Raw genomic sequence first — 20190 nt, 5'->3', positions numbered from 1 at the left:
GGCGCGCAGACGATGTCCGCCCCCACCGTAGCCGGCGAATCACCCAGCGTCGACGCCGTGTGCACAACACGCACACCGATTGCACGAACCGCACACACCCTTCCCGCCCCCACCGCAGCGCGGTCTGCTGGTAACGCACAGAACCCCCCACCACACAACACCCACCGACGACACAGGAAAAGGATCACCCATGGCAACCCCGCTGCTCCTGACCCGCCGCCTCGCGGCTCCCGCACCCACCACCCGCCCGCTCTCGCTGCCGGAGCACCGCTACGACCCCCGGGCCGGTGCGAACGTCGTCGCGGACGGCCGCCTGCTGGTGGAGGCGGCCGATCCCGCGGTCGTGGCGAACTACACCAGCACCCAGGACCAGGGCGGCGTACGCCGCAAGGACGACCCCAAGTAATGCCCCGTCGCGAAGCCCGCGTGATCGTCGTCGCGGCCGAGAACGACCTCACCGCCGACCTGGTGGCGAGCCGCCTCGACCGCGACGCGTTCATCCGCCTGGACCCCGGCCGCCTGCGCGAAACCGTCACCGCCGGCGGCCGGTTCGCCGCCGGCACCTGGACCACCGTCATCGACGACGGCCACCGGGCCGCGACCCTCGGACCCACAACCTCGGTGTACTGGCGCAAACCCACACGCCCCGACACACACCCCGACCCGGACGAGCGATGGCGCGCCGACGAGAACACCACCAGTCTCCTGGGGCTGCTCCGCGCTCATCCGCTTCTGTGGGTGAACGACCCGCTCGTGGTGGACGCGTCCGAGCACAAACCCACTCAACTCGCCTCCGCCGCCCGCCACGGCCTGCGCGTACCGGACACGCTGTTCACCTGCGACCCGCACCAGGCCCGCGCGTTCGTGACCGCACACCACGACAAGGTCGTGGTCAAAGCACTGACCCAACGCCACACCACCCTGATCCCCACCACCCGCCTCCACGACTCCGACGACCTGTCCGCGATCGCCGGCACGCTGCACTACCTCCAGGCCCTCGTCGAGGACCGCCTGTTCGATGCCCGCGTGACCGTTGTCGGCGACCGGGTGTTCGCCGCGTCGATCACCACCACCGACGCCCTCGACTGGCGCACCGTCCCGGCCGCCGACTGCCGCCACACGCCGATCACGCCACCCGCCGACGTCGAACGCGCCTGCGTGGAACACGTACGCGCACTCGACCTGCGCTACGCCGCGCTGGACTTCGTCGTCACCATCGACGGCTGGACCTACCTGGAGACCAACTGCGCCGGCGAGTTCGGCTGGATCGAGGCCCTGGCGGGCCTGCCCATCTCCACCGAGATCGCTCGCCTCCTCACCCACCACGAAACCCCCGACCCCCAATATTCCGCGGCCACACGCGCGAGGATGTGACGATGGACCCGCTGCTCGCCGCCGCACTGACCGCCCTCGACGTCGCCGACGAGCCCCACCCCCTGACCGCGCACCACACCCACGCCTGGCGAGCCGGCCGCTGGAAGATCAAGACCACCACCGAACCGGCCACCGCCACCCTGCTGCTCCACGAGGTCCACGCCGTGCGGCTGCTCCACTCCCAGGGCCTGCACGCGCCCGACGGCCGACACGGGCGGGTCGGCGACGGCGTGTGGACCGCGGTGGAGTTCCTGCCCGGCACCGACCTGTGGCACTGGTGCGCCCGAGGCCGCGTCCCCGACCCCCCGCCGGACTTCGCCGCCCGCCTGCTCACCGTCGCCCGCCGCGCGTTCACGGCACTGGAGCGCCTGAACGTGGCCGGGTGGCGGCACGGCGATCTCCAACCGTGGAACGTCCTGGTCGGTCCGACCGACGAAGTGGCGTTCGTCGACCACGAATACACCCACCACCCCGCCCTGTTGCCGTTGCCGCACCCCTATCGCGGCGGCATGGACCACGCCACCACCCCGGACGTCGCCCGCCGCCTGCTGAGCACCACCCCCGACACCCACATCCGTCTCACCCCCGCCGACGAACGCCACGCCCTCGCCGCGACCCTGCGCTGGGCCTGGACCGGCACCACACCCCAGACGACCCGCGACGTCGGGCCGGACGTCACCCTGACCGACCTCCTCGAAGACATCGCCACCGGCCGGCACCGCGTGCCCCTGTCCCGACAGCGCCCCTGGCCGGCGCCGGAGTTCGAAGCCCTCCTCCAGCACGCGACCCATCGGAATCCCGCACATCGAACGTGACACCGACGGCCAAGGATCACTCTGAGACCCTTCACGGGCCGAATCCCGGCGAACCGCGTTCCCCGGTGCGCGCGGCGACGGCACCCACGGGCCCGCCCCGGCGGCGCCCCCGGGACCGTCTGATCGCCACCTACGCCGTCGAACACGCGCTCTGGGCCTCCGGGAAGGCGATCCCGACACCGGCCGGCAGCGGGCCGCCAACCCCGGCCGGTCGCCGCACGACGCTCTCGGCCCACCGCCGCGCGGCGCCCCGATCCGCCATGGCGTTCACGGCAAGGCCGGCCGGTCCCACAGCACTGCGTATTGCGGGTCGTTCGCGAAGCGTGCGGCGGCCGAGCGGACCACCGCGCACGGGTACGGCACCCGGCAACGCTCGCAGTGACCGTGACGATGACGCGTCAGGCGTGCCGGCTCCCCGGCCGGCAACGGCCACGCGGTGTGCTCCGGGAGCGTTCGACCGTGCTCGCGCGCAGCCTCGGCGCGTTCCGCCGTCAGGCGGCCGCACGGCCGGTGCGGGCTCCACCACAGCTCGAACGGCACCTCGTGGCCGCAGATCTCGGCGGTGGACTCGTCCCACGCCTTCCACGCCTTCGCGCCCGCGTCCGGCCCCGGACGGGCCCGCCGGCGAGGCGCTCCTCCAGCCAACGGTGGCGGAACCGTCGGGCGGACGCCTCCCCGGTCTTGGCCTTGTTGTGGCGCGGGTACTCGGTGACGACGGCGAACGACTCGGCGGATTCGGCCTGGGGGCGGGAGTCGAACCACTCGATGCGGGTCGACGCGACCCGAGGCCACCATTCCTTCGGCTTCGACCGCTTGTTGCCGTACCGGTGGCCGCGGAACCTCTTCCTCGGATCCACGGAGATGCCCACGTACAACAGGACATCGTCGAGGTCGAACAGCCGGTACCCCGCGGTGCGTCGGTCCTCGAGCACCGGCCGGCGAGCGCGATTCTCCGCGAGGCGCCGCTCGAACTCGTCACGGTCCATCCGCCCGACCAAAACCCGTTCCGGCGCATCCCGCTCATCCGCCTCGACACAGCCGGCCGGGACGGAGGAACCACCCACAGGCGGGGCCGTCGTCTCGGTCCGACGGAACACTCGCCGGAGCCGGCGCCGAAATCGACCGCCACCACCCGACACCGCCTCGTCCCCGCTCGGTTCGGCGCCCCTCGCGGCATCGGTCACGACAGGAGCCGCGCGGGCGAGATTACTCCGAGCACCGATCCACAGTCCCAACCGACTTGAATTCCTTGTCATTCGCCAGGTTCTCACGTCGGATCACGGTAGGATCAGAGGTATCGATGCCATCGTGGGAGAGGTCGGGCGGATGAGCGACGAGAGCCGGGCGTCGGATCAGGACGAGCGGACCGAACCCCCGTACCGCCTCCCGGCCGGGTCCGGTCCGGACGTGGCGTTGGGTGTGGAGGAGGTCCGCCGCAAGTGGGCCCAGGTGGTGGCCGACGCCGCCGCCGGCGCCCGGATCGTGATCCACGCCCCCCACGGCGTCCGGGCCGCGCTGGCGCCACCCACCCCGGATGTGATCGCCGCACAGGGCGAGTTGCCCGCGTTCACGATGACCGCCGCCCGCCAGGGCCTGGGCAACCTCGTGCGCGCCGCCGCAGCGGGCACGCCGCAACTGGTGCTGCGCTACCGCACCGTCTACGCCCAGATCACCCACCTCTCCGCAGCACCCGCCCCCACCGGTACCCCCGAGGCCGCCACCGTCCAGGCCGCGCCAGCCGCCGCGATCACGCACCGGAACGCCGACGTCGTTGCGCCGGCCCCGTCTACGGCCCCGAAGACCGGGCGTCGGGTCGCGGCGTTCGCGACCGCCTTGAACGAGGCGACCACCGCCCGCCGCCGCGCCGTCTCCTTCGGCCCCACCGCCCTGGACGAGGCCCTGGGCGGCGGCGCTCTGCCCGGCCGCCTGGTCCTGGTGGTCGGTGCGCCCGGCGCCGGCGCGGGCCTGCTCGCGGCAGGCACGGTGTTGTCCGCGACCCTGGCCCCGGCCGACGACCCCGACGCGCCGAGCGCGGTGCTCTCGTGCACGCCCGGCCGCCCCCGCGCCGACATCGCCGCCCGCCTGACCGCGGCCGCCGCCGGAGTCGACCACCGACGCCTCCGCGCCGGCACCCTCACCGAGACCGAACGCCACGCCGCCGACGCCGCCTCCGCGCGCCTGGCCGCCGGGGGACTGCTCCTGGACGACGGCACCGACCTGACCCTGGACCTGCTCCGGGAGACTGTTGCGGATGTCGCGGGACTGCGCCTGGTCGCGGTGGATCCGCTCAACCACCTTCTCCCCGGTGCGGCCGGCCTTGTCGGTCCCGATGTCCGCCATGGTGTGGCCGCGTTGCGCCGGTTGGCGGCGGACCTGGACGTGCCGGTGGTGGCCGTGTGGGAGACCGGCGCGGGCGAGCCGGCCGAGGTTGCGGCGGCGCTGGCCGAGGCGGACACCGTGGTGCATTTGACGCGTGAGGGTGAGCAGGCGTTCGCGATCGTCGCCGAACGCGATCTCGGCCCGGTTGCCCAGGCGGCGTTGCACGCCGACCTGGCACACGTCCGCTTCACCGACCCCCTGCCGACCTCGACCGAGACGGACCCGGTCGGCGCGGCCTCGGCCGACACCGCAGGATCCCCGGCCCCCACTCCTCGCGAACGCGCCGAGGGTGGACAGGACCGACCCGCGTCCGGCGCACCGGCGACCGCGCCCCGTACGTCGACCGCGCCCGAGCGCGGGACTGCCCGCTCGGCGTCGACCGCGTCGAAGGCCCCGGCGGCGTCGAAGAAGGCGCGCAGGGTTGTGGTGGACGTCGACGAGGACCCGCTGCCCGGTGCGATCGCGGGCGCGGTCGCGGAGGAACTGGCCGCCGCCGAGGGCGAGATCACGGCCGCGAGCGAGGCCCTGGCCCGGCGGGCGATCCCGGACGTGATGGAGCTTCTGCGCCTGTCGCGGGCGGGTTCGCGGTACGAGCACACGTGGTTTCCGCCCCTGCCCGACCTGCTGCGCAAACGGAGCAAGGAGGAGTCGGACGCGGTGTGGGAGGCCCGCCCCAAGTGGCGCAACAGGCACTTGCCCGCGGGGGATCACGAGGTCATTGCGCTGGACATGAACGCGGCGTACCTGTCCGCGCTCAAGGCCCACTTGCCGATCGGTCCGCTCGAACACCGCGCGGGCCCGGAGTTGGACGACTTCGACGGGCCGCGCGGCCGCAAACGCCGCCGCGCCGGCATCTACCTTGTCGAGCCCCCGGCGTGGGACCACGACGATCTGCCGAATCCGCTCGGCGACCGGGACGAGCCCGGCCCGTTGTGGATCACCGACCCCACGCTGCGTCTGCTCCTGCGCTGCGCGTCGCCCGCGTATGGCAGCCTGTGCGAGGAGCCGCAGGTCCTGGATTCGTGGACGGCGGTGGCGACGGAGAACCTCCTGGAGCGGTTGCGGACCGCGTTGCGCGATGCCCGCGACGCGGCGATCGCGGAGGGCGATGACGTGACGTTGGACTACGTGAAGCAGATGTACGCCAAACTCGTCTCGACGATGGGTGGTTCGAACTACAACCGGGAGATCAATCGCCCGGACTGGATGCACATGATCCGCTCCCAGGCGTTCTCCAACCTGTGGGTCAAGGCGTTCAAGGCCCACCAGGGCGGCCTGACGGTGGTGCGGGTGATGGGCACGGACGAACTCCACCTCACCGGCGGTGACTGGCGCACCGTGTTTACCAAGGGCCGCGGCGTCGGCGACGTGAAGATCAAGGACACCTACACCCTCCAGACCAAGGAAAGGAACTGAACGCCGAATGCCGTACCGCTCCCTGGAGCCCGGCAAATACGGGATGCGCGGCATGCGCGCCTCCGCCCTGGCGGCCGAGCGCCTGGACGAACTCGCCGACGGCGTCACTTCCCCCGTCGACACCGAACGCGGCCTCGCCGCCCGCCTGCGCTACCTCACCGCCTCGGGAGCCGGCTACGAGGCGATGGACAGCGCCGGGATCACCGTCACGCCGCGCACCCTCGCGGCCTGGCTGGCCGAGGACCGCACGCCGAGCCGGGCGAACCTGCGCCGGATCGACGCGGCCTACCGGGACCTGCGCCGGCGCAACGTGGCCCGTTCGCTGATCCGCCGGTTGAACAACGGCGGCCGCGGCACCCGGGTGGAACTGCACCCGCACGACCAGTCCGGAGTGCGCGACCAGCACCGCCGGGCCGGTGTCGCGGGGCACCGCAGCGTCAACGTCCGCCGGTGGGACGCCATCGTCCGCGCCTGGGCGACCGGCGACGAACACGCCCTGGACGAGTTGTGGACAGACGAGGTCCTGGCGGATCTGGGCTCCGACTGGGGCGGCTACGAATACGCCACCGGAGTCGGCTTCGCCGCGTGACGGCCAGTGTAGGTTCTCAAAACTCGTGTCAGATTCTCAATCACGATGTCAGGTGAATGTCAGATCTGACATGGAGCTGAGAACTGCAGGTGTCCTGTCGCATTGCAGTTGGCGGATTCTCACTCGATCTCATCCGTGTTGTCGGATTCGCACCGTTTCGTGAGCCGAGCGGGGTCTGTGTCGGCACCCCGGCTGCGGCTGGGCGAAGGCTGTCGGTGGCAGTTCGTAGGGTGCCCGCGTGAACATCGATGATCTTGCTTGGCAGGCGCGCAACCATGGTGGCGTCTACCCGCGGATGGTGCGGACCCTCCTCGACCTGGGGCAGGTGGAACTGCTGATCCGGGCGGCGCGGGAGCGTGGGGACTGGAACTGTGCGGAGGCGGCGGCCCGGGAGCTGTGTGCGGCCGGGGAGTTCGATCGGGCGCTGGCCCTGGTGGACCCGTTCGCGGATATCCGCTGGCGGGCCGCCGAGTGGGTCACCGCCGAGATCATGATCCGCCGGGGCGAGGACGACGAGGCACTCGCGATGGTGCGTCCGGACCCCGCCGAGCTGGGCGACGGCCACGTGTGCGCCCGCTACGCCGAGCTGTTGTCGAAGGCCGGACGGGTGGAGGAGGCCGTCGATGTGCTCACGCCCCATCTCGGGGAGTACTGGCTCCGGTCCCGCCTGGTCGAGGTGACCGAGGGCCAGGGACGCGACGACCTCGTCCTGGAGGTGCTCACGCGGGAAGCGGAGCGTGGGGAGCGCGCGGAGGCCGGGGCGTGCGAGCGCTGCGGTGAGTCCTGCGGGACGGGCCGGACCGACCGGTGGGACGTGCTGTTGCTGATCTCCCGGGTCCTGGAGCGGGCCGGGCGTGCGGACGAGGCCGTCGAGGTCCTGCGTGCCGAGTGGGCCTCGGGCCAGCGCCACCCCGTCAACTTCCCGGAGTACTACGCGGAACTCCTCGCCCGGCAGGGCCTGATCGAGGAGTTGGGGGCCCTCGCTGCCGAAGACCATCGCTCCGCTCTCGACGTGTACGCGAAGGCGCTGGAGGACGCGGGGCGGGCGTCCGAGGCGGAGACCGTGTTGCGCGAGGGGATCGAGGCCCACGACCACCCGAAGGACCGGGCGGCGCTGATGCGCCTCCTCGTCCGCCGGGGGAGGGTCGACGAAGCCGTAGAAATCGGTCGGCCCACCTACGAGTACTACGACTGCTGGAACTTCCTCCACTGGGCGCTGGAACTGCTCGTCGACGACGGCCGGCCCGACCGGGCGCTCGAACTCCTGGACGGCCTCACCGTCGCATACGTCGAGGAGCACCCGGACCAGGTCCGCCACCTGCGGCTCTGGCTGCTGGGCGAGGCGGGCCGCTGCGCGGAGGGCATCTCGGAGGCCACCACCCTCAACAAGCGGGAGCCGGGCCGGTGGGACACCGCGCTGGCGCGGCTGCTGGAGCGGGACGGACGACTGGAGGAGGCCCTCGCACTGCTCCGCTCCTCCACTCACTACTTGGTTCACCACGACTTGCCCGACATGCTGATCAGGCACGATCGTCCGGCCGAGGCCCTCGACTCCATCCCCACGATCGCCGAGGCGCGCGCGACCGTCGAACAGCGGGAACGGGAGGCAGCGGAGCGGCGGAAGCAAGATGATCCCTGGTCTGCTGAGGGCGAGTTCACCCTGGAGCCCCCGTTCTAGCCAGGGGGCGTACGCAGCACAGGTCCGCCAGGCCGCCGAGCTCATGGCCCGGTCAGTCGCGGCGCGAACCAGCGCCTGATCGGATCCGCTTCGGCAGCCACGCCGGGATTTCGCACAAGCCAGGTCGGCTGAGAACGCGCGGATGGACAGTTCTCAACCGACCTGGCAAGCCTGCAGCGCTGGACAAGATCCACGGATATCCCGAGTGCGACAGGACAGCAGGTTGAGGCGTCATTCGTTCGAGTGACGCCTCAACCTGCTGCCTTGACGATGGGGCGGGGCCGGTGGAGGTCCGGGTACTACGCTGCACGCGTGATCGAGCATTCGAACGTACGTCTCGCCGACCTTCTCGACCGCCGTGCGGACGGCCTCGAGCCCGGGCCGGAGGCGGTGCTCGCCGCGCTGTTCGAGGGCGGGGTGTTCGTTCCCGTCACCGACACCGGATCCGTGATGTTCCTCCCCGACGACGAGCAGCCACCGACGCTGCTCGGTTTCACCGACGCGGCGCTGGGCGCGCAACTGCTGCCAGCGGCCGCCGGGATGGTGCACTGCGACGCGGTGCGGGTGAGGGACATCCTGGAGAAGACCGGCGTCGCCGTGCTCGGGATCCGCTCCGAGAACGGACAGGCGATCTGTTCCGAGCACGTGCTGCGGGACTGGGCGACCTACGGGCCCGGGGCGGAAATGAAGCTCGAATGGTCCACCGACCCAGTGGCGGTCGCCTTGTGCGACGCACTCGTTCGGCGGGTCCGCGAGTTCCCCGCCGTCCGCTCGGTGTGGGTGGCGCAGGTCCGATGGCGGGCCACCGGCGAGGAACACCTGATGCTGCACGTTGCCGTGGACGAGGACCTGCCCTCGGCCTCCGCCGACCATCTGCTGCAGATCCTGCTCGGCGGGGAGGTGAAGCTCGGCCGGACGCACCCGAAGGTCGGGATGCTCCCCTTGAACACCACCATCCACGCCGAAAGCATCACCCAGCTGGACCGCCTGGGTCTGGACACGGTGCGCCACGACGTCGAGTCGGGCCAAGTCCGGGTGATCTCCCGCGAGTACGACGACCCGTCGGTGACCCAGGCCGATGGAGCCTCGCCCCAGCCTCGGGCCAAACGCCGCTGGTTCAACCGCTCCTGATGGGACGTCACCCGGGCGCTCGCCTTCGGATCGTGCCGGGCGCCCGAACACCGCGCACCGATCCGACGAGTCGCGGGCCTCACCGGTGACAACCAGGCCGCTTCGACCGGTTCGAGGCAGTCTGGGGGCTGCCCGTCGCCAGGTCGCATCTCGGTTCAGCTGACTTCTCGGCCCTGCGGGGACTTCTTGGCATCATCGCGACATGGCCCCCACCCTTCCCCGCACTGTTCGAGCCGTCGACACCGCTCAACTCCTGGACCTGGCCCAAGAGGCCGCCATTCACGGCTTCAGCCAGCGGCTTCCGGTCGACTGGCTCCGCGAGCACCTCGCCGCAGAGGCGACGCACTACCTGTTCCCGACGCTCGTGCAGCGGCTCACGCACCGCCCCGAGATGCCGCTGCAGTGGAGGTGCCAGCAACTGCTGACCGTTAACACCGGCCAACAGATCTGGGGGCTGCTCGACGTCCTTCCCGACACCTTCGACAAGATCCCGGAGACCCTGGACCCGGCCTCCAAGAAGGACATTGTCAGCCGCATCGAGCGAGCGGTAACCGTCCGCGAGTGGATGGAAGGGACGGGTGCCGAAGCAGGTTCGTGACGCCTCTGGGCAGTGATGCAGCCTGCCGGACAGTCTGAGGAAATGACACCGAGCTGAGACAACCGCCGGCCGACATGTCGTGAGACTGAAGAGGGACGTCCAGGTCACAGCGTCGGCGCCTGACACCCCGGCGATTACACGCCCCGGCGGCCTCGGCAACTGCACCACCCCGACCCCGAACACGACCACGGTCGGCGGCCCGGACCCGTACTGGCAGTCCTTCGACTACGACGCCGTCGGCAACCGCACCAAACTCGTCGACCACGACCCCACCAACGACCCGACCAAGAACGTCACCACCGAGTACGCCTACCGCCCGGGCGCGCAGTCCACCGACCGCACCCACCGCCTGGACACCGTCACCGTCAAAACCGGCACCCGCGAGGCCGTCACCACCGGCCTGACCTACGACCAGGCCGGCAACACGAAGACCCGTCCCGGCGCCGACTCCAACCTCCAGACCCTCACCTGGAACGAAGAGGACAAGCTCACCAAGGTTGCCTCCGCGACCGGCACGAGCGACTACGTCTACGACGCCGACGGCGGCCGCATCATCCGCCGCGAAGCCGGCAAGACCACGCTCTACCTCGGCGGCGACGAACTCACCACCAACACCGACGGCACCGGCCCCGTCGTCGGCACCCGCTACTACCCCACAGGTGGCGGCACCACGGTCGTCCGCAGCGGCAACGGTGCGCTGGTGTACATGGCGGCCGACCACCACGGCACCCCGAGCAGCACCCTCGACGCCGCCACCCTCACGGCAACCCGCCGCCAGTCCAAGCCCTTCGGCGAGGCCCGCGGCCCGCAACCCACCCAGGCCAACGGCCAATGGCCCGACGACAAGGGCTTCCTCGGCAAGCCCATGGACGCCACCGGCCTGACCCACGTCGGCGCCCGCGAATACGACCCGAGCCTCGGCCGCTTCATCAGCGTCGACCCGATCATGGACCTGACCGACGCGGGCCAGATGCACGGCTACACCTACAGCAACAACAACCCCCTGACGTTCTCGGACCCCTCCGGGATGAAGTACTGCGGCAACGTCATGGCCTGCGACCCGGACCCCGTCTACTGCGGCAACGTCATGGCCTGCGGAGGCTCCGGGACCGACCAGACCACCACCTCGCCCACAGCCCCCGGGGGCACGGCCGGCTGCGTCAACTACTGCATGGACAAGCCCAAGAAGCCCACCTCGCACACGGGCAAGGGGAAGGGCAACCAGAACCCCTTCGCGAAGGCCTGGGGCGGGGTCAAGAAGAAGACCTCCCAGGCGGTCCATTACGCGGAGGACAACTGGAAGAAGGTCGCCCCCATCGTGGTCGGCGGCCTCGCCGAATGGGGCTGCATGGCAGCGGCCGCAAGCGCGGGCGCGGCCACCGCCGGCGCATCCGCGGTGGGCGGGGCCATGCTGTGCGGAGCACTCGGCAACTCCATCTACGGCGCCCTCGACGACCAGCTCAACCACGGCGACCGCAGCTCCACCGAATCCCTGGTCAAGATCGCCGAGGATGCCGGCGTCGGCGCCTTGACGGGTGGTGTGGCCCAAGGCGTGATCAACAAGTATGCGCGGGTCTGCCACAGCTTCGTCCCCGGCACCGGCGTCCTCATGGCCGACGGCACCACCAAGGCCATCCAGGACATCCAACCGGGTGACGTCGTCCTGGCCACGGACCCCGAAACCGGCGAGTCCAAGCCCCGCACCGTGCTTGCCGCCATCACCACCGAGGACGACAAGGAATTCGCCGATCTCACCATCACAACCGACGACGGCGAAGCCTCCATCATCACCACTACTAACCACCCATTTTGGATCCCGGATCTCAAGCAGTGGATCAACGCCGGCGACCTCAACCCAGGCCAATGGCTCCAGACCTCCGCAGGCACCCGAGTTCAGATTAGCGCGATTCGGATCCTTGCTCGGGAGCAACGCACATACGACCTGACCGTGGATGCCGACCATACCTATTATGTGTTGGCGGGCACCGTCTCGGCTCTCGTGCATAACTGCGATCTGCACGATCTCGCCAGGATCGAATCAGCGAAGTCGACGAGCCAGAACACGGCAGGGGCAGTTGCCCGTGATACGTATACAGGGGAATGGTCTTACGGTGAAAGTGGAATGACTCCCGCGCGTGTCCACCCGCAACTGCAGGCACGCCTTGATGCATTGACGAAACAGCACGGTGGCTCTTTGGAGGATTGGCCAATGGGTGAGTGTGCCGAATTCAATGCTTGTAATAATCTACTGTGGAAGCGGCCTGGTATCATGCTTGATGAGGTAGAGTATGCGACTATATATCGGACAACAGGAGGTAATTTCCCCTCCTGTGACAACTGTCGGTTCCTGTTGGGTGGCGGTGGTGCTAGGGAGGCGGCGAGCTGAATGGGTCTCATGACCTTGGCATCTGGCGATGTCGATCTAGTCAATTTTATGACGAGTATCGGGTGGCGCCCAGGCCGGGACGTGGATCTGACAGCCGACCTTCAGGCGTGGTCCTTGTTCGGATACGCGGTCCCTGATGCAGTCCGTGAGTTCATGGCAGAATGCAGTGGTCTTGAATTTACCTATCCTAGGCACCCGGCCGTTGGTGGATTGCATTCATGTCTGATATCAGGCGTTGCTTCGTCGCGAAGAGTTATGCGGTCACTGGTGACAGGATATGAGGAGCGACTTGGTCGTGGATTGTGCCCAATTGGGCAATCGGCCAGTGGGAACCTATTCTTGTACATGGCCTCTGATGGAAGTACTTATGGAGGTCACGATCGATTTCTGGCCAAGATTTCCCGGGATGGTTATCGCGCCTTGCGCGATGTTCGGAATCGAGCTGAACTAGTTCAGCTATGATCCGTATGCTTCCACGCAGGTCGGGTTCTCGGTTTCCGAGGCGGTGTGGCCTGATTTCACCCGTCTGGGTTGGGAACGTCGCCGAACTGTGACCAACAGGATCCGGAACCCTGCCCTTGCCAGTCGGTGCCGGTTCGTTGTTGTGTGGCGGCGTGGGGGCCGTAGGGCGCTGTGGAGTTGCGGTTGGGTGTCGTGGTGGCCGTGTGAGGATGTCGTGGGTCGGTGTGCCTGGGGTCGCGGCCTCGCATGGCGCCGTTCGTGTCGTTTGGATGTGGTTTCCGGTGTCGGGGAGACGACGTCCTGCGGGGCAGTGTCCTGCAACTTCCCATGCGTGCCCGTGAGTTGGCCGTGTCCGGTCCGCCGTGTGGGTTGGGGTGCTGCGCCGGGTGGAGGTGGGTGCTCTGCGGTGCCCCGATTCCTGCCCCGGATTTTCCTTACAACTTTCGGGCTTTCGATCGGGGCCGCCCAGGGTTGTCGTGGCCGGTTCTGGGGCCTTGATGTGGCGGAGCATTGCGGTGGTGGGGTGGGTTGATGGCCCATCTGGGGTTTCGTGTGTTGGTTGAGAATCCGGCGGGGTCGGTCGATGGTTTCGGGTTGTGGTGGTGGGGGTTTCTTGGGGTCGGCCCGGTGGTGGTGGCCTGGGGTTTCGTAGTTTCGTGAGAACTGTTGTGGTTTTCTCGTTGATGTATTGATGCGTCGTAAGGCATCTGCGGGTTTTTCTCGGGTCTCGGGGTGTCGGTGCGGGGGTGCCCGAGGTGGGTGTTCGCAGGCCTGATCGGCCTTGTGGCCTGGTGTTTTGCGGGGGTCGGTGATTGTCCCCGGGCAGCGGGTCGGGCCGGGTTGTGGTGGTGGAGTCTCGCCCACAGGAGGTCGTCGGGCGCGACCGTCAGGCGGGGGAGTTCGAGGTGGCCGGCGATGTGGGCCAGGGCCCGCGTGTGTCGCCACGCGTGAGCCGGCCCGTGGGGTGTGTCCCGCGGGGCGGGGTGGGGGAGTGTGGTGAACGCGCGGGCGAGGGCGACGGTTTCGGGATAGGTGACCACACCGCGGGCCAGGAGAACCGGCGAGACGCCGCCGTCGGTCGCGGCCGGGGCGGGGTTGCCCGCGGTGAGCCGGCCCAGCCGCGACTGCCGGCGTCGTGCCAAGTGGTGTCCGCGGTCGTTGCCGGCGGGTGGTGACCGCCCCGGCCCAGGCGTACGCGGCCGCGTTGTCACGGTGTCGCGCGAGGCGCAGGTGGGACCGATACGCGCGGCCGATCTCGGGTAACCCACCTGTGTCGAGGGGGCCCGGCAGTCGAGGCTCGCTCGCCCAATACCGGTGGCGGGGGCACCACACGCGGTGCGCGGGCGGATACGTCCACACGACATCGCCAGCCCCGCAGGTACGGCGTCGTACGCACACCGGGCAGGCCCGGGTGGGTCGCTCGTCGGTGTCCAGGACGCGTACCCGCGCGTGGGCCGTCCGTCTGCGCGTCGTGTCCTCCTCGCCGACGCGGGTCGGCCCCACCGTGTCGTCGATGCCGGCCGGCTGTGTCCGGCGGGCGGGCGCGGGCCGGATTCGGCCGCAGTGGTCGGACGCGGCAGAGCCTGCGTCAGGTGGTCGTGGGGGACCCGGGTGAACGCGGCCAGGCGCAGCCGCGCCTCGGTGTCGAGGTGGATCTCGACGCGCGGCGCCGCCGGTCCCGGTCCCGTTCGCTCTCCCGGGCCGTCGAGTTCGATACCGAGGCCGTCCAGGAACTGCGCCGCCCCCATGCGGTAGGCGCCCGCGAGGCGCCCCAGGTACGAGGCGGTCGACTCGAACGCCACGGGCGCGACCCGCAGGGCACCCGAGGGCGGGAGCTGCGGGTATCGCCACGTCGGGCCCGGGCCGCGGTGCTCCCCGCCGCACCCGTCGTTCTCGCGTCCCCTCCCCCCGCGCGCCTTCCCCCTCCCGCGTGCCCTTTCGTTCGCGTTCACGGAACGCGTCACGCCGTCGCGCGGGCGGGCGGGGTGCGCGCCCGAGCGGGGTTGCGGGGCCGGTGGTGCTCCTCGGCGAGGTGGTCGATGCGCACGGCGTCCAGGCCGCCTCGGGTGATGCGTTCGGTGCCGTCGAGGATCGCGGTGACGGCGGCCCGGCGGACGAGCCGGGCCAGGCTGCCGATCCGCCCGGCGGTGCGGGCGTGGAGGTACGACACCAACCGGGGCAGCGTCCCCGCCCGATGGGCGCGCAGATCCAAAGCGTTCTCCATCGCGGCGACCAGGTCCAGGAACGGCTCCGCCCCACCCACACGCGCGGGGAACGCCCCACAGTCGATCAACGCCGCCCGGCCCGCGAGTTGCGCCCCGCGCACCCCCGTGAACAACGGTGTGGCGGCCACGTCGATGCCCGCGTACACGAACGTCGCGCCGATGCGCTCGGTCGGGTCCTTCAACAGGTCGGCGGTCTCCGCGCCGGCGGTGGTGCGCGGGTTGGGTCGGTGGATCTCGTCGATCATCACCAGTCGCACCCCTACTTCGCCGTAGACGTGGCAGACGGCGTTGGTGATCTGCGCCTGGGTCATCCGGTCGGTGATCGGCACGCCGAGGTGGCGGGCGAACTCGGCCGCCAGGGTCTTCGCGGTCGCCGCGGGCGGCACGAGGACGTACGCGACCGGTACCCCCTCACCGCCGCCCTCACCGCCGCCCTCACTGCCGCCCGCGCGGCTTCGCGCGGTGTGGGCGAGGTGGCAGGCGCGTCCGACCTGTAACAGGGCCGTGGTCTTTCCCGCGGCGGCGGGCCCGGTGACGATCAGGCCGGGGCGTGCGGTGACGTCCTGGTGCCGGCCCGGGATCATCAGGGTGCGCACGTTCTTCGCGAGCGCGTCGATGGCGGGGGTGCGCACGGCGGGCGAACCGGGAGTGATAGGCGAGGCGTTCCTCCGGGCCCCGCGGTTCGGCGCCGGGCGGGGGAGGGACGGGAACGGGCGCGGCGACGAAGTCCCGCCAACCCTCCCAGGTGGCCGGCGACCGCGGTCCTGCCCGATCACCCGCCTTCGGGTGCCCACGTCGTCGACCGACACAGGCGACCCACCCCGTGCTCGAGCGACGTCTGCGAACTGCGCTCTGTCGCCGTGCCCGTCGTCCGGGTCGTGGGCGTACGCCTGGCGTTCGGCCGTGGTCCAGGCGGCGGCACCGACTGGCGGGGAGCGCTATTCGAGATGTGCGGTATTCCTTCCCGAGGGCCATCGGGCTCGTCGGGTGGGACCGGCGGCGCCGGCGAGCCGGTCGTCCCGCAAAAGCACCGGCTCGTCGTCCTCCACCCCGCCGCCGCGCTCGTCCTCCACGGCCTCGACTCGTGGGCCGAACGCGCGCCCGGCAGTCCTTGCCTTTTGCGTGATCGACGCCGACATCGCAGGCCCACCTCACAGGCCTCCGAGCCGGTCTGCTTCTCGATCGGGTGTCACCACTGCCGGACGATCATGTGCTCTCGGCCTCGGATTCGTCACGGCGCCGTGGTGCGACGACAAGCCCGATCGCGAGCAGGACGGCGGCGACGGCCAGGATCGCGACGGTGGCGTCCGATGAGCCGGACATCATGATGAGCAGCCAGCCGAACGCGGCGGCGCCTATCGAGCCACCGAGTTGTCGGGCGAGGGTGAGTGTGGCCATCGCGGAGCCGAAATGCTCGGGCGGGGCGGTGGTGATGCCGAGCAGCGTGTACGCCTGCATCAGCAGACCCAGGGCGGCACCGGACAGCGCCAGGCCCACAAGCGCGATTCCCAGCACGAGAGGACTCGGCCAGGTGCTCCCGAGAGGGAGGATCGAGAGCAGGCCCAGGCCCACCACACCCAGCATCAGACCGAGCCGTCCCCAGGGCACGATGCGAGGGAACTTCCGCGCGACGACCGAGAAGGTTGCGGTGATGACGAGCTGGCCGGCGGTGAGGGCGACCAGCAGGGTCGAGACGGTCGACACGTCGTACCCGGTGCCGGCGTTCACGGCCAGAGGAACGAAGGTGAACGTTCCGAACAGCGCGGCCCCACCGATCCCGGTGACGATGATGGACCGGGACAATCCTCGCGAGGCGAAGATCGCGGGAGGGACGAGCGGGTCCGCGGCTCGCCGCTCGCGTCCGACGAACGCGATGGTCGCGAGGACGGAGAGGGCCAGAAGCGCCGCCGAGGGGACGACGGAGCCGGCGATCGCCTCGAACGATCCCAGCACGACGATGCCGGAGGTCGCCACGAGCATGAGCACCGCTCCGGCCAAGTCGAAGCCACGCAGGCTGGTCGTGCCGGACCTGCCCGGCAGACCGCAGTATCCGATCACGAGGGCGAGGACGCAGACGGGCAGGTTGACCAGGAAGATCGCCGGCCAGCCGACCCACGCGGAGAGGTACCCGCCGACGGGAGGCCCGGCCAGTGCCGCGATCGCGGTGACCGCGGTGAGCCACACCTGCCGGCGGATCAGCTCGGTCTTGTCGAACAGCACGCCCAGGGTACTCACCGCTGTCACGATGAGCCCGGCCCCGCCCATGCCCTGCACGGCGCGAGCCGCGACAAGCAGCGGCATCGAGCGTGCCAGAGCACATGCCAGGGAACCGGCGGCGAAGACCAGCACCGAGCCGACGAACACCGCGCGCCGGCCGAGGATGTCGCCCAGCTTGCCTGCGATCGGCGTCGTGACCGTGACGGCGAGCAGATACGCGGCGGTCACCCCCGCTATCGCCGGTCCGGCATCCAGGTCGTCGCCGATGCCCGGAAGAGCCGCCACCACGATGTTCGTGTCGAGCTGGGCGAGCAGCATCCCGAGCAGCAGTGCGAAGAACGCCGGCTCGACACGCGCCGGAACTGCCCGGCGGTTGCCTGACCTTGGTGATGCCTCGGTTTTCATCACCCTCCCGATCTATGCGATACGCATACACTGTACATGCGTATCGCATAGACTCTTTCGCGTGGACACGAAGACACCGGAGCCCGCAGAACGTGCCAGGGCGGGGCGTGCGCTGTTCCGCGTAGTGCGGTACTGGTCACGTCGGTGGACCGGCACAGGTCAGGGCGTCGACGCCGAGCGCGGACGCGACGTGATGGTCACCGAGGCCGTCGCCGCCCTCCAAGGCGACGAGGGCGCCACGGTCAATGCGGTCGCCGACGAACTGGGCATCGACCAGTCCGGCGCGAGCCGGTTCCTTACCCAGGCGGTCGAACGCGGCTACCTCCGCAAGGTCGCCTCGCCCACCGATGCGAGGCAACGGCGACTCCTCGTCACCAACAAGGGAGCGAAGATGCTCGCCTCTGCCCACCGGTGGCAGGAATCCGTCTTCGCCGAGCTCACCGCCGACTGGTCGGCCGACGATGTGCAGCGCTTCCACGGGTATCTGCAACGCTTCCTCGCCGCCCAGCAAGAGCGCCGGTAGCCGACCGGATCCACCGCGACCGAGACGACAGCCCGCCGCGCAGACTGGATGCGCGCCGCGCGTCGCCTTCCGCCGCGGCGACGACGACACGCTCTACCACGCGCTGTGGGTCAGGACATCGGGGCCCGGCTTCGTGGTACAGGACGACGCCGGCGACGCGGACCTCGCGATCGCCGCGTACGGGAGTGGCGCCGCACTCGTCACATCCCCCGGGGTACCCGAGCCGCGTCACACCCGACGGCGTCGTCTTCGTCTCGGCGACTGGGGACGGGCGACGCCTCGCGGTCGCCCCGAACCTCACGTGGCCCGTCGAGGCTCGCGTGCGGTCACCTCGATTCGGTTGTGGGCGGTCTCGGACCCGGCGGACCCGGCGAACTCGCGATGGCCGGCGGTCGGGTGGGACTTGGGGTCGTCGGGGTGTGGGTCGGATGGTTCTGGTTGACTGGGTGGTGGAGGAGGAGATCATGACCGCTGAGCATGCCGAGTGGGGTGACGAGCCGCTGATTTCGATGCCGCCCTTGAAGATCCGGGCGCTTCGGGAGGCGGTGGCCGTGTTGAGTCCGACCTATCTGCCGGAGTTCCAGCAGGAGGAGGACGAGGCTCTGGACTGGGTAGCCGAGAACCTCCAGCCGAACGCGGTGCGTCTGTTCCTGCGCAAGTGGGCCGTGTTCGTGGCGATCGAGCGCCGCCCCGCCCTCGCGCGGCGTCTGCGAGAGTTGGAGCGTGTCGTGGCGCGGTCGAACGATCCCGGGGAGATTCGGAACGCGGGGACCGAGATCGCCCGCCTGCGCGCCGAGGCGCACCGCGAGATCGCCGGTGAGTGACTGGTCCTGGGAATGGCTGCCCAGCCTGGAAGAGGTCGCCGCGGGTCTGCCGTCCGAGGTGCTGTCCGCCGTCGAGAAGGCGGCCGCGGACCTGGCCACGGTCAACTCGATGGTCTATCTCGACGGTGTCGACTTCCAGGGCACCGGCCCGGGCATTCGCACCCACAGCGACCCGGCCCGCAACCTCCTCTTCGAATACCTCACCGTCCCCCGCCAGGAATGCATCTACGTCACCCAGGTCACCTGGCTCGGACCCTGACACCCGCCCCCTGTCGTCGCCCGTGCCGCCCGCTCCGGAGCCCGGACGGTGGCACGCGGGCGAGTTCCGATGCCGACTCGGAAGTTGGTGAGGGTTTTGTGTGAGGAATGCTGCGTGAGGTAAGTGGTGAGGAACTGCGGGATGTCGGCGCCGGCCACTCCACACCTGATCGCTATGACGAAGCCTCAGTCACCGACACCACACGTTGCTGTGATTTCGCAGTGGTAGTTGGTGTGTGGGTGGTGGTGTGAGCTGGGGTGTTGCAGGTTGGTTGAGAACGTTTTGCGGCTGTCCGGGCGAGGGCCGTGAGGGGTCTGGCCTGGGGATGTCGCAGTTTCGTTGAGAACGCGCGGGTGTGTTGCACATAGCCTTGTACGCCTAAAGGGCGGATTCCAGCAGTCGTCGCAACACGGTGATCATTCCAGTGTTGCGACGAGCTTAGCGAGGAGGTTCGCGGGGGTGTTCCAGCCGAGGGTCTTGCGGGGGCGGCTGTTGAGTTCGGCGGCGACGAAGGCGAGGTCCTGGGCGCCGAAGAGGGACAGGTCGGTGCTCTTGGGGAAGTACTGGCGGAGCAGGCCGTTCGTGTTCTCGTTAACCACCCGCCACTCGACGGTCGTTGAGCTCCTCGGGGCGATGGCCGATCAGGGTGCCNGGGTCGATGAACCGGGTGGCGCGTATGTCGGGCCGGCGGCGTCGACGGCGAGCGGGTCGGCCGGTGCGCAGGACGCCGGGGGTGCGCTCCAGGCCGCTGCGGTGCGGCAGATGGACGGCCTGGTAGACGGTCTCGTGTGCGAGGTGCCGCTCGGGCTCGTTCGGGAAGGCGGTGCGCAGGGCCTGGCAGATCTGCTCCGGGCTCCACCGCCGGTCCGGACGCTGCCGGATGAACTCCTTCGGTTCCGGGTCACGCCG

General features: G+C 70.0%; 15 protein-coding genes and 2 pseudogenes. 13 read left to right on the top strand and 4 right to left on the bottom strand.

The window, feature by feature from the left end; translation table 11 throughout:
• Nucleotides 1-190: 190 nt before the first annotated feature.
• From A3IC_RS0138910 to A3IC_RS63240, 3 genes are read left to right on the top strand one after another with little or no spacing between them, the layout of a single operon-like run.
• Nucleotides 191-406, top strand: coding sequence for a hypothetical protein (locus tag A3IC_RS0138910; RefSeq protein ID WP_020555485.1), 216 nt, complete (start codon nucleotides 191-193; stop codon nucleotides 404-406).
• Entirely contained in the window at nucleotides 406-1374 is a 969-nt protein-coding gene (locus A3IC_RS59075) for an MvdC/MvdD family ATP grasp protein (protein ID WP_020555484.1), read from the top strand. The genes A3IC_RS0138910 and A3IC_RS59075 overlap by 1 nt, the downstream gene beginning before the upstream one ends.
• Nucleotides 1375-1376: 2 nt before the next feature.
• Nucleotides 1377-2189 (top strand): serine/threonine-protein kinase, encoded by an 813-nt coding sequence (locus A3IC_RS63240; RefSeq protein ID WP_052174015.1) that lies wholly within the window; start codon nucleotides 1377-1379, stop codon nucleotides 2187-2189.
• Nucleotides 2190-2680: 491 nt separating this feature from the next.
• Here the strand turns inward: A3IC_RS63240 and A3IC_RS73795 are convergent, their stop codons facing one another.
• On the bottom strand, nucleotides 2681-3175 hold the full coding sequence (locus A3IC_RS73795; protein WP_425387384.1) for a GIY-YIG nuclease family protein: 495 nt from the start codon (nucleotides 3173-3175) through the stop codon (nucleotides 2681-2683).
• A 340-nt stretch (nucleotides 3176-3515) separates the two neighbouring features.
• Here A3IC_RS73795 and A3IC_RS73790 point away from each other — a divergent pair, with 340 nt between their 5' ends.
• The 7 genes from A3IC_RS73790 (at nucleotide 3516) to A3IC_RS73785 (ending at nucleotide 12828) form a co-directional block, all read left to right on the top strand.
• Nucleotides 3516-5984, top strand: a complete 2469-nt coding sequence (locus tag A3IC_RS73790) for a DnaB-like helicase C-terminal domain-containing protein (RefSeq protein WP_020555479.1) — start codon at nucleotides 3516-3518, stop codon at nucleotides 5982-5984.
• A gap of 7 nt (nucleotides 5985-5991) precedes the next feature.
• The gene (locus tag A3IC_RS0138875) at nucleotides 5992-6573 is read left to right on the top strand and encodes a hypothetical protein (RefSeq protein WP_020555478.1); all 582 of its coding nucleotides are present in this window, start codon (nucleotides 5992-5994) and stop codon (nucleotides 6571-6573) included.
• Between the two features lie 238 nt (nucleotides 6574-6811).
• Entirely contained in the window at nucleotides 6812-8251 is a 1440-nt protein-coding gene (locus tag A3IC_RS0138870) for a tetratricopeptide repeat protein (RefSeq protein ID WP_020555477.1), read from the top strand.
• 312 nt (nucleotides 8252-8563) lie between these two features.
• Nucleotides 8564-9382 carry a hypothetical protein gene (locus tag A3IC_RS0138865; protein WP_020555476.1) on the top strand — a complete coding sequence of 273 codons (819 nt, stop codon included), beginning with the start codon at nucleotides 8564-8566 and terminating at the stop codon, nucleotides 9380-9382.
• Nucleotides 9383-9584: 202 nt separating this feature from the next.
• Nucleotides 9585-9980: a hypothetical protein gene (locus tag A3IC_RS0138860; protein WP_020555475.1), complete on the top strand. Its 396-nt coding sequence runs from the start codon at nucleotides 9585-9587 to the stop codon at nucleotides 9978-9980.
• Nucleotides 9981-10059: 79 nt separating this feature from the next.
• Nucleotides 10060-12366, top strand: coding sequence for a polymorphic toxin-type HINT domain-containing protein (locus A3IC_RS59055; protein WP_020555474.1), 2307 nt, complete (start codon nucleotides 10060-10062; stop codon nucleotides 12364-12366).
• The gene (locus A3IC_RS73785) at nucleotides 12367-12828 is read left to right on the top strand and encodes an SUKH-3 domain-containing protein (RefSeq protein ID WP_079026967.1); all 462 of its coding nucleotides are present in this window, start codon (nucleotides 12367-12369) and stop codon (nucleotides 12826-12828) included.
• 1960 nt (nucleotides 12829-14788) lie between these two features.
• Here the strand turns inward: A3IC_RS73785 and A3IC_RS59050 are convergent.
• A pseudogene (locus A3IC_RS59050) lies at nucleotides 14789-15800 on the bottom strand (TniB family NTP-binding protein); the annotation flags it as partial.
• 459 nt (nucleotides 15801-16259) lie between these two features.
• Complete coding sequence (locus A3IC_RS0138840; protein ID WP_106669134.1) at nucleotides 16260-17675, bottom strand: MFS transporter; 1416 nt, start codon at nucleotides 17673-17675, stop codon at nucleotides 16260-16262.
• Nucleotides 17676-17736: 61 nt separating this feature from the next.
• Here A3IC_RS0138840 and A3IC_RS59045 point away from each other — a divergent pair, with 61 nt between their 5' ends.
• The 3 genes from A3IC_RS59045 (at nucleotide 17737) to A3IC_RS0138825 (ending at nucleotide 19281) form a co-directional block, all read left to right on the top strand.
• Entirely contained in the window at nucleotides 17737-18198 is a 462-nt protein-coding gene (locus A3IC_RS59045) for a MarR family winged helix-turn-helix transcriptional regulator (RefSeq protein WP_052174014.1), read from the top strand.
• 464 nt (nucleotides 18199-18662) lie between these two features.
• Nucleotides 18663-19022 (top strand): hypothetical protein, encoded by a 360-nt coding sequence (locus A3IC_RS0138830; RefSeq protein WP_026219241.1) that lies wholly within the window; start codon nucleotides 18663-18665, stop codon nucleotides 19020-19022.
• Entirely contained in the window at nucleotides 19015-19281 is a 267-nt protein-coding gene (locus tag A3IC_RS0138825) for a hypothetical protein (protein WP_020555466.1), read from the top strand. The genes A3IC_RS0138830 and A3IC_RS0138825 overlap by 8 nt, the downstream gene beginning before the upstream one ends.
• A gap of 416 nt (nucleotides 19282-19697) precedes the next feature.
• On the opposite strand, the pseudogene A3IC_RS0138820 reads toward A3IC_RS0138825, so the two are convergent.
• A pseudogene (locus A3IC_RS0138820) lies at nucleotides 19698-19883 on the bottom strand (transposase); the annotation flags it as partial.
• Nucleotides 19884-20190: the final 307 nt, after the last annotated feature.

Source organism: Embleya scabrispora DSM 41855 (assembly GCF_000372745.1).
GTDB lineage: Bacteria > Actinomycetota > Actinomycetes > Streptomycetales > Streptomycetaceae > Embleya > Embleya scabrispora.
This window is presented reverse-complemented; position numbering and strand designations above follow the sequence as displayed.

Bases quoted from the DNA above. Each gene is read 5' to 3' on its own strand.
- A3IC_RS73790 (WP_020555479.1), top strand. From the start codon at position 3,516: ATGAGCGACGAGAGCCGGGCGTCGGATCAGGACGAGCGGACCGAACCC.
- A3IC_RS0138830 (WP_026219241.1), top strand. From the start codon at position 18,663: ATGACCGCTGAGCATGCCGAGTGGGGTGACGAGCCGCTGATTTCGATG.
- A3IC_RS0138860 (WP_020555475.1), top strand. From the start codon at position 9,585: ATGGCCCCCACCCTTCCCCGCACTGTTCGAGCCGTCGACACCGCTCAA.
- A3IC_RS0138910 (WP_020555485.1), top strand. From the start codon at position 191: ATGGCAACCCCGCTGCTCCTGACCCGCCGCCTCGCGGCTCCCGCACCC.
- A3IC_RS59075 (WP_020555484.1), top strand. From the start codon at position 406: ATGCCCCGTCGCGAAGCCCGCGTGATCGTCGTCGCGGCCGAGAACGAC.
- A3IC_RS0138840 (WP_106669134.1), bottom strand. From the start codon at position 17,675: ATGAAAACCGAGGCATCACCAAGGTCAGGCAACCGCCGGGCAGTTCCG.
- A3IC_RS63240 (WP_052174015.1), top strand. From the start codon at position 1,377: ATGGACCCGCTGCTCGCCGCCGCACTGACCGCCCTCGACGTCGCCGAC.
- A3IC_RS73795 (WP_425387384.1), bottom strand. From the start codon at position 3,175: ATGGACCGTGACGAGTTCGAGCGGCGCCTCGCGGAGAATCGCGCTCGC.
- A3IC_RS73785 (WP_079026967.1), top strand. From the start codon at position 12,367: ATGGGTCTCATGACCTTGGCATCTGGCGATGTCGATCTAGTCAATTTT.
- A3IC_RS0138875 (WP_020555478.1), top strand. From the start codon at position 5,992: ATGCCGTACCGCTCCCTGGAGCCCGGCAAATACGGGATGCGCGGCATG.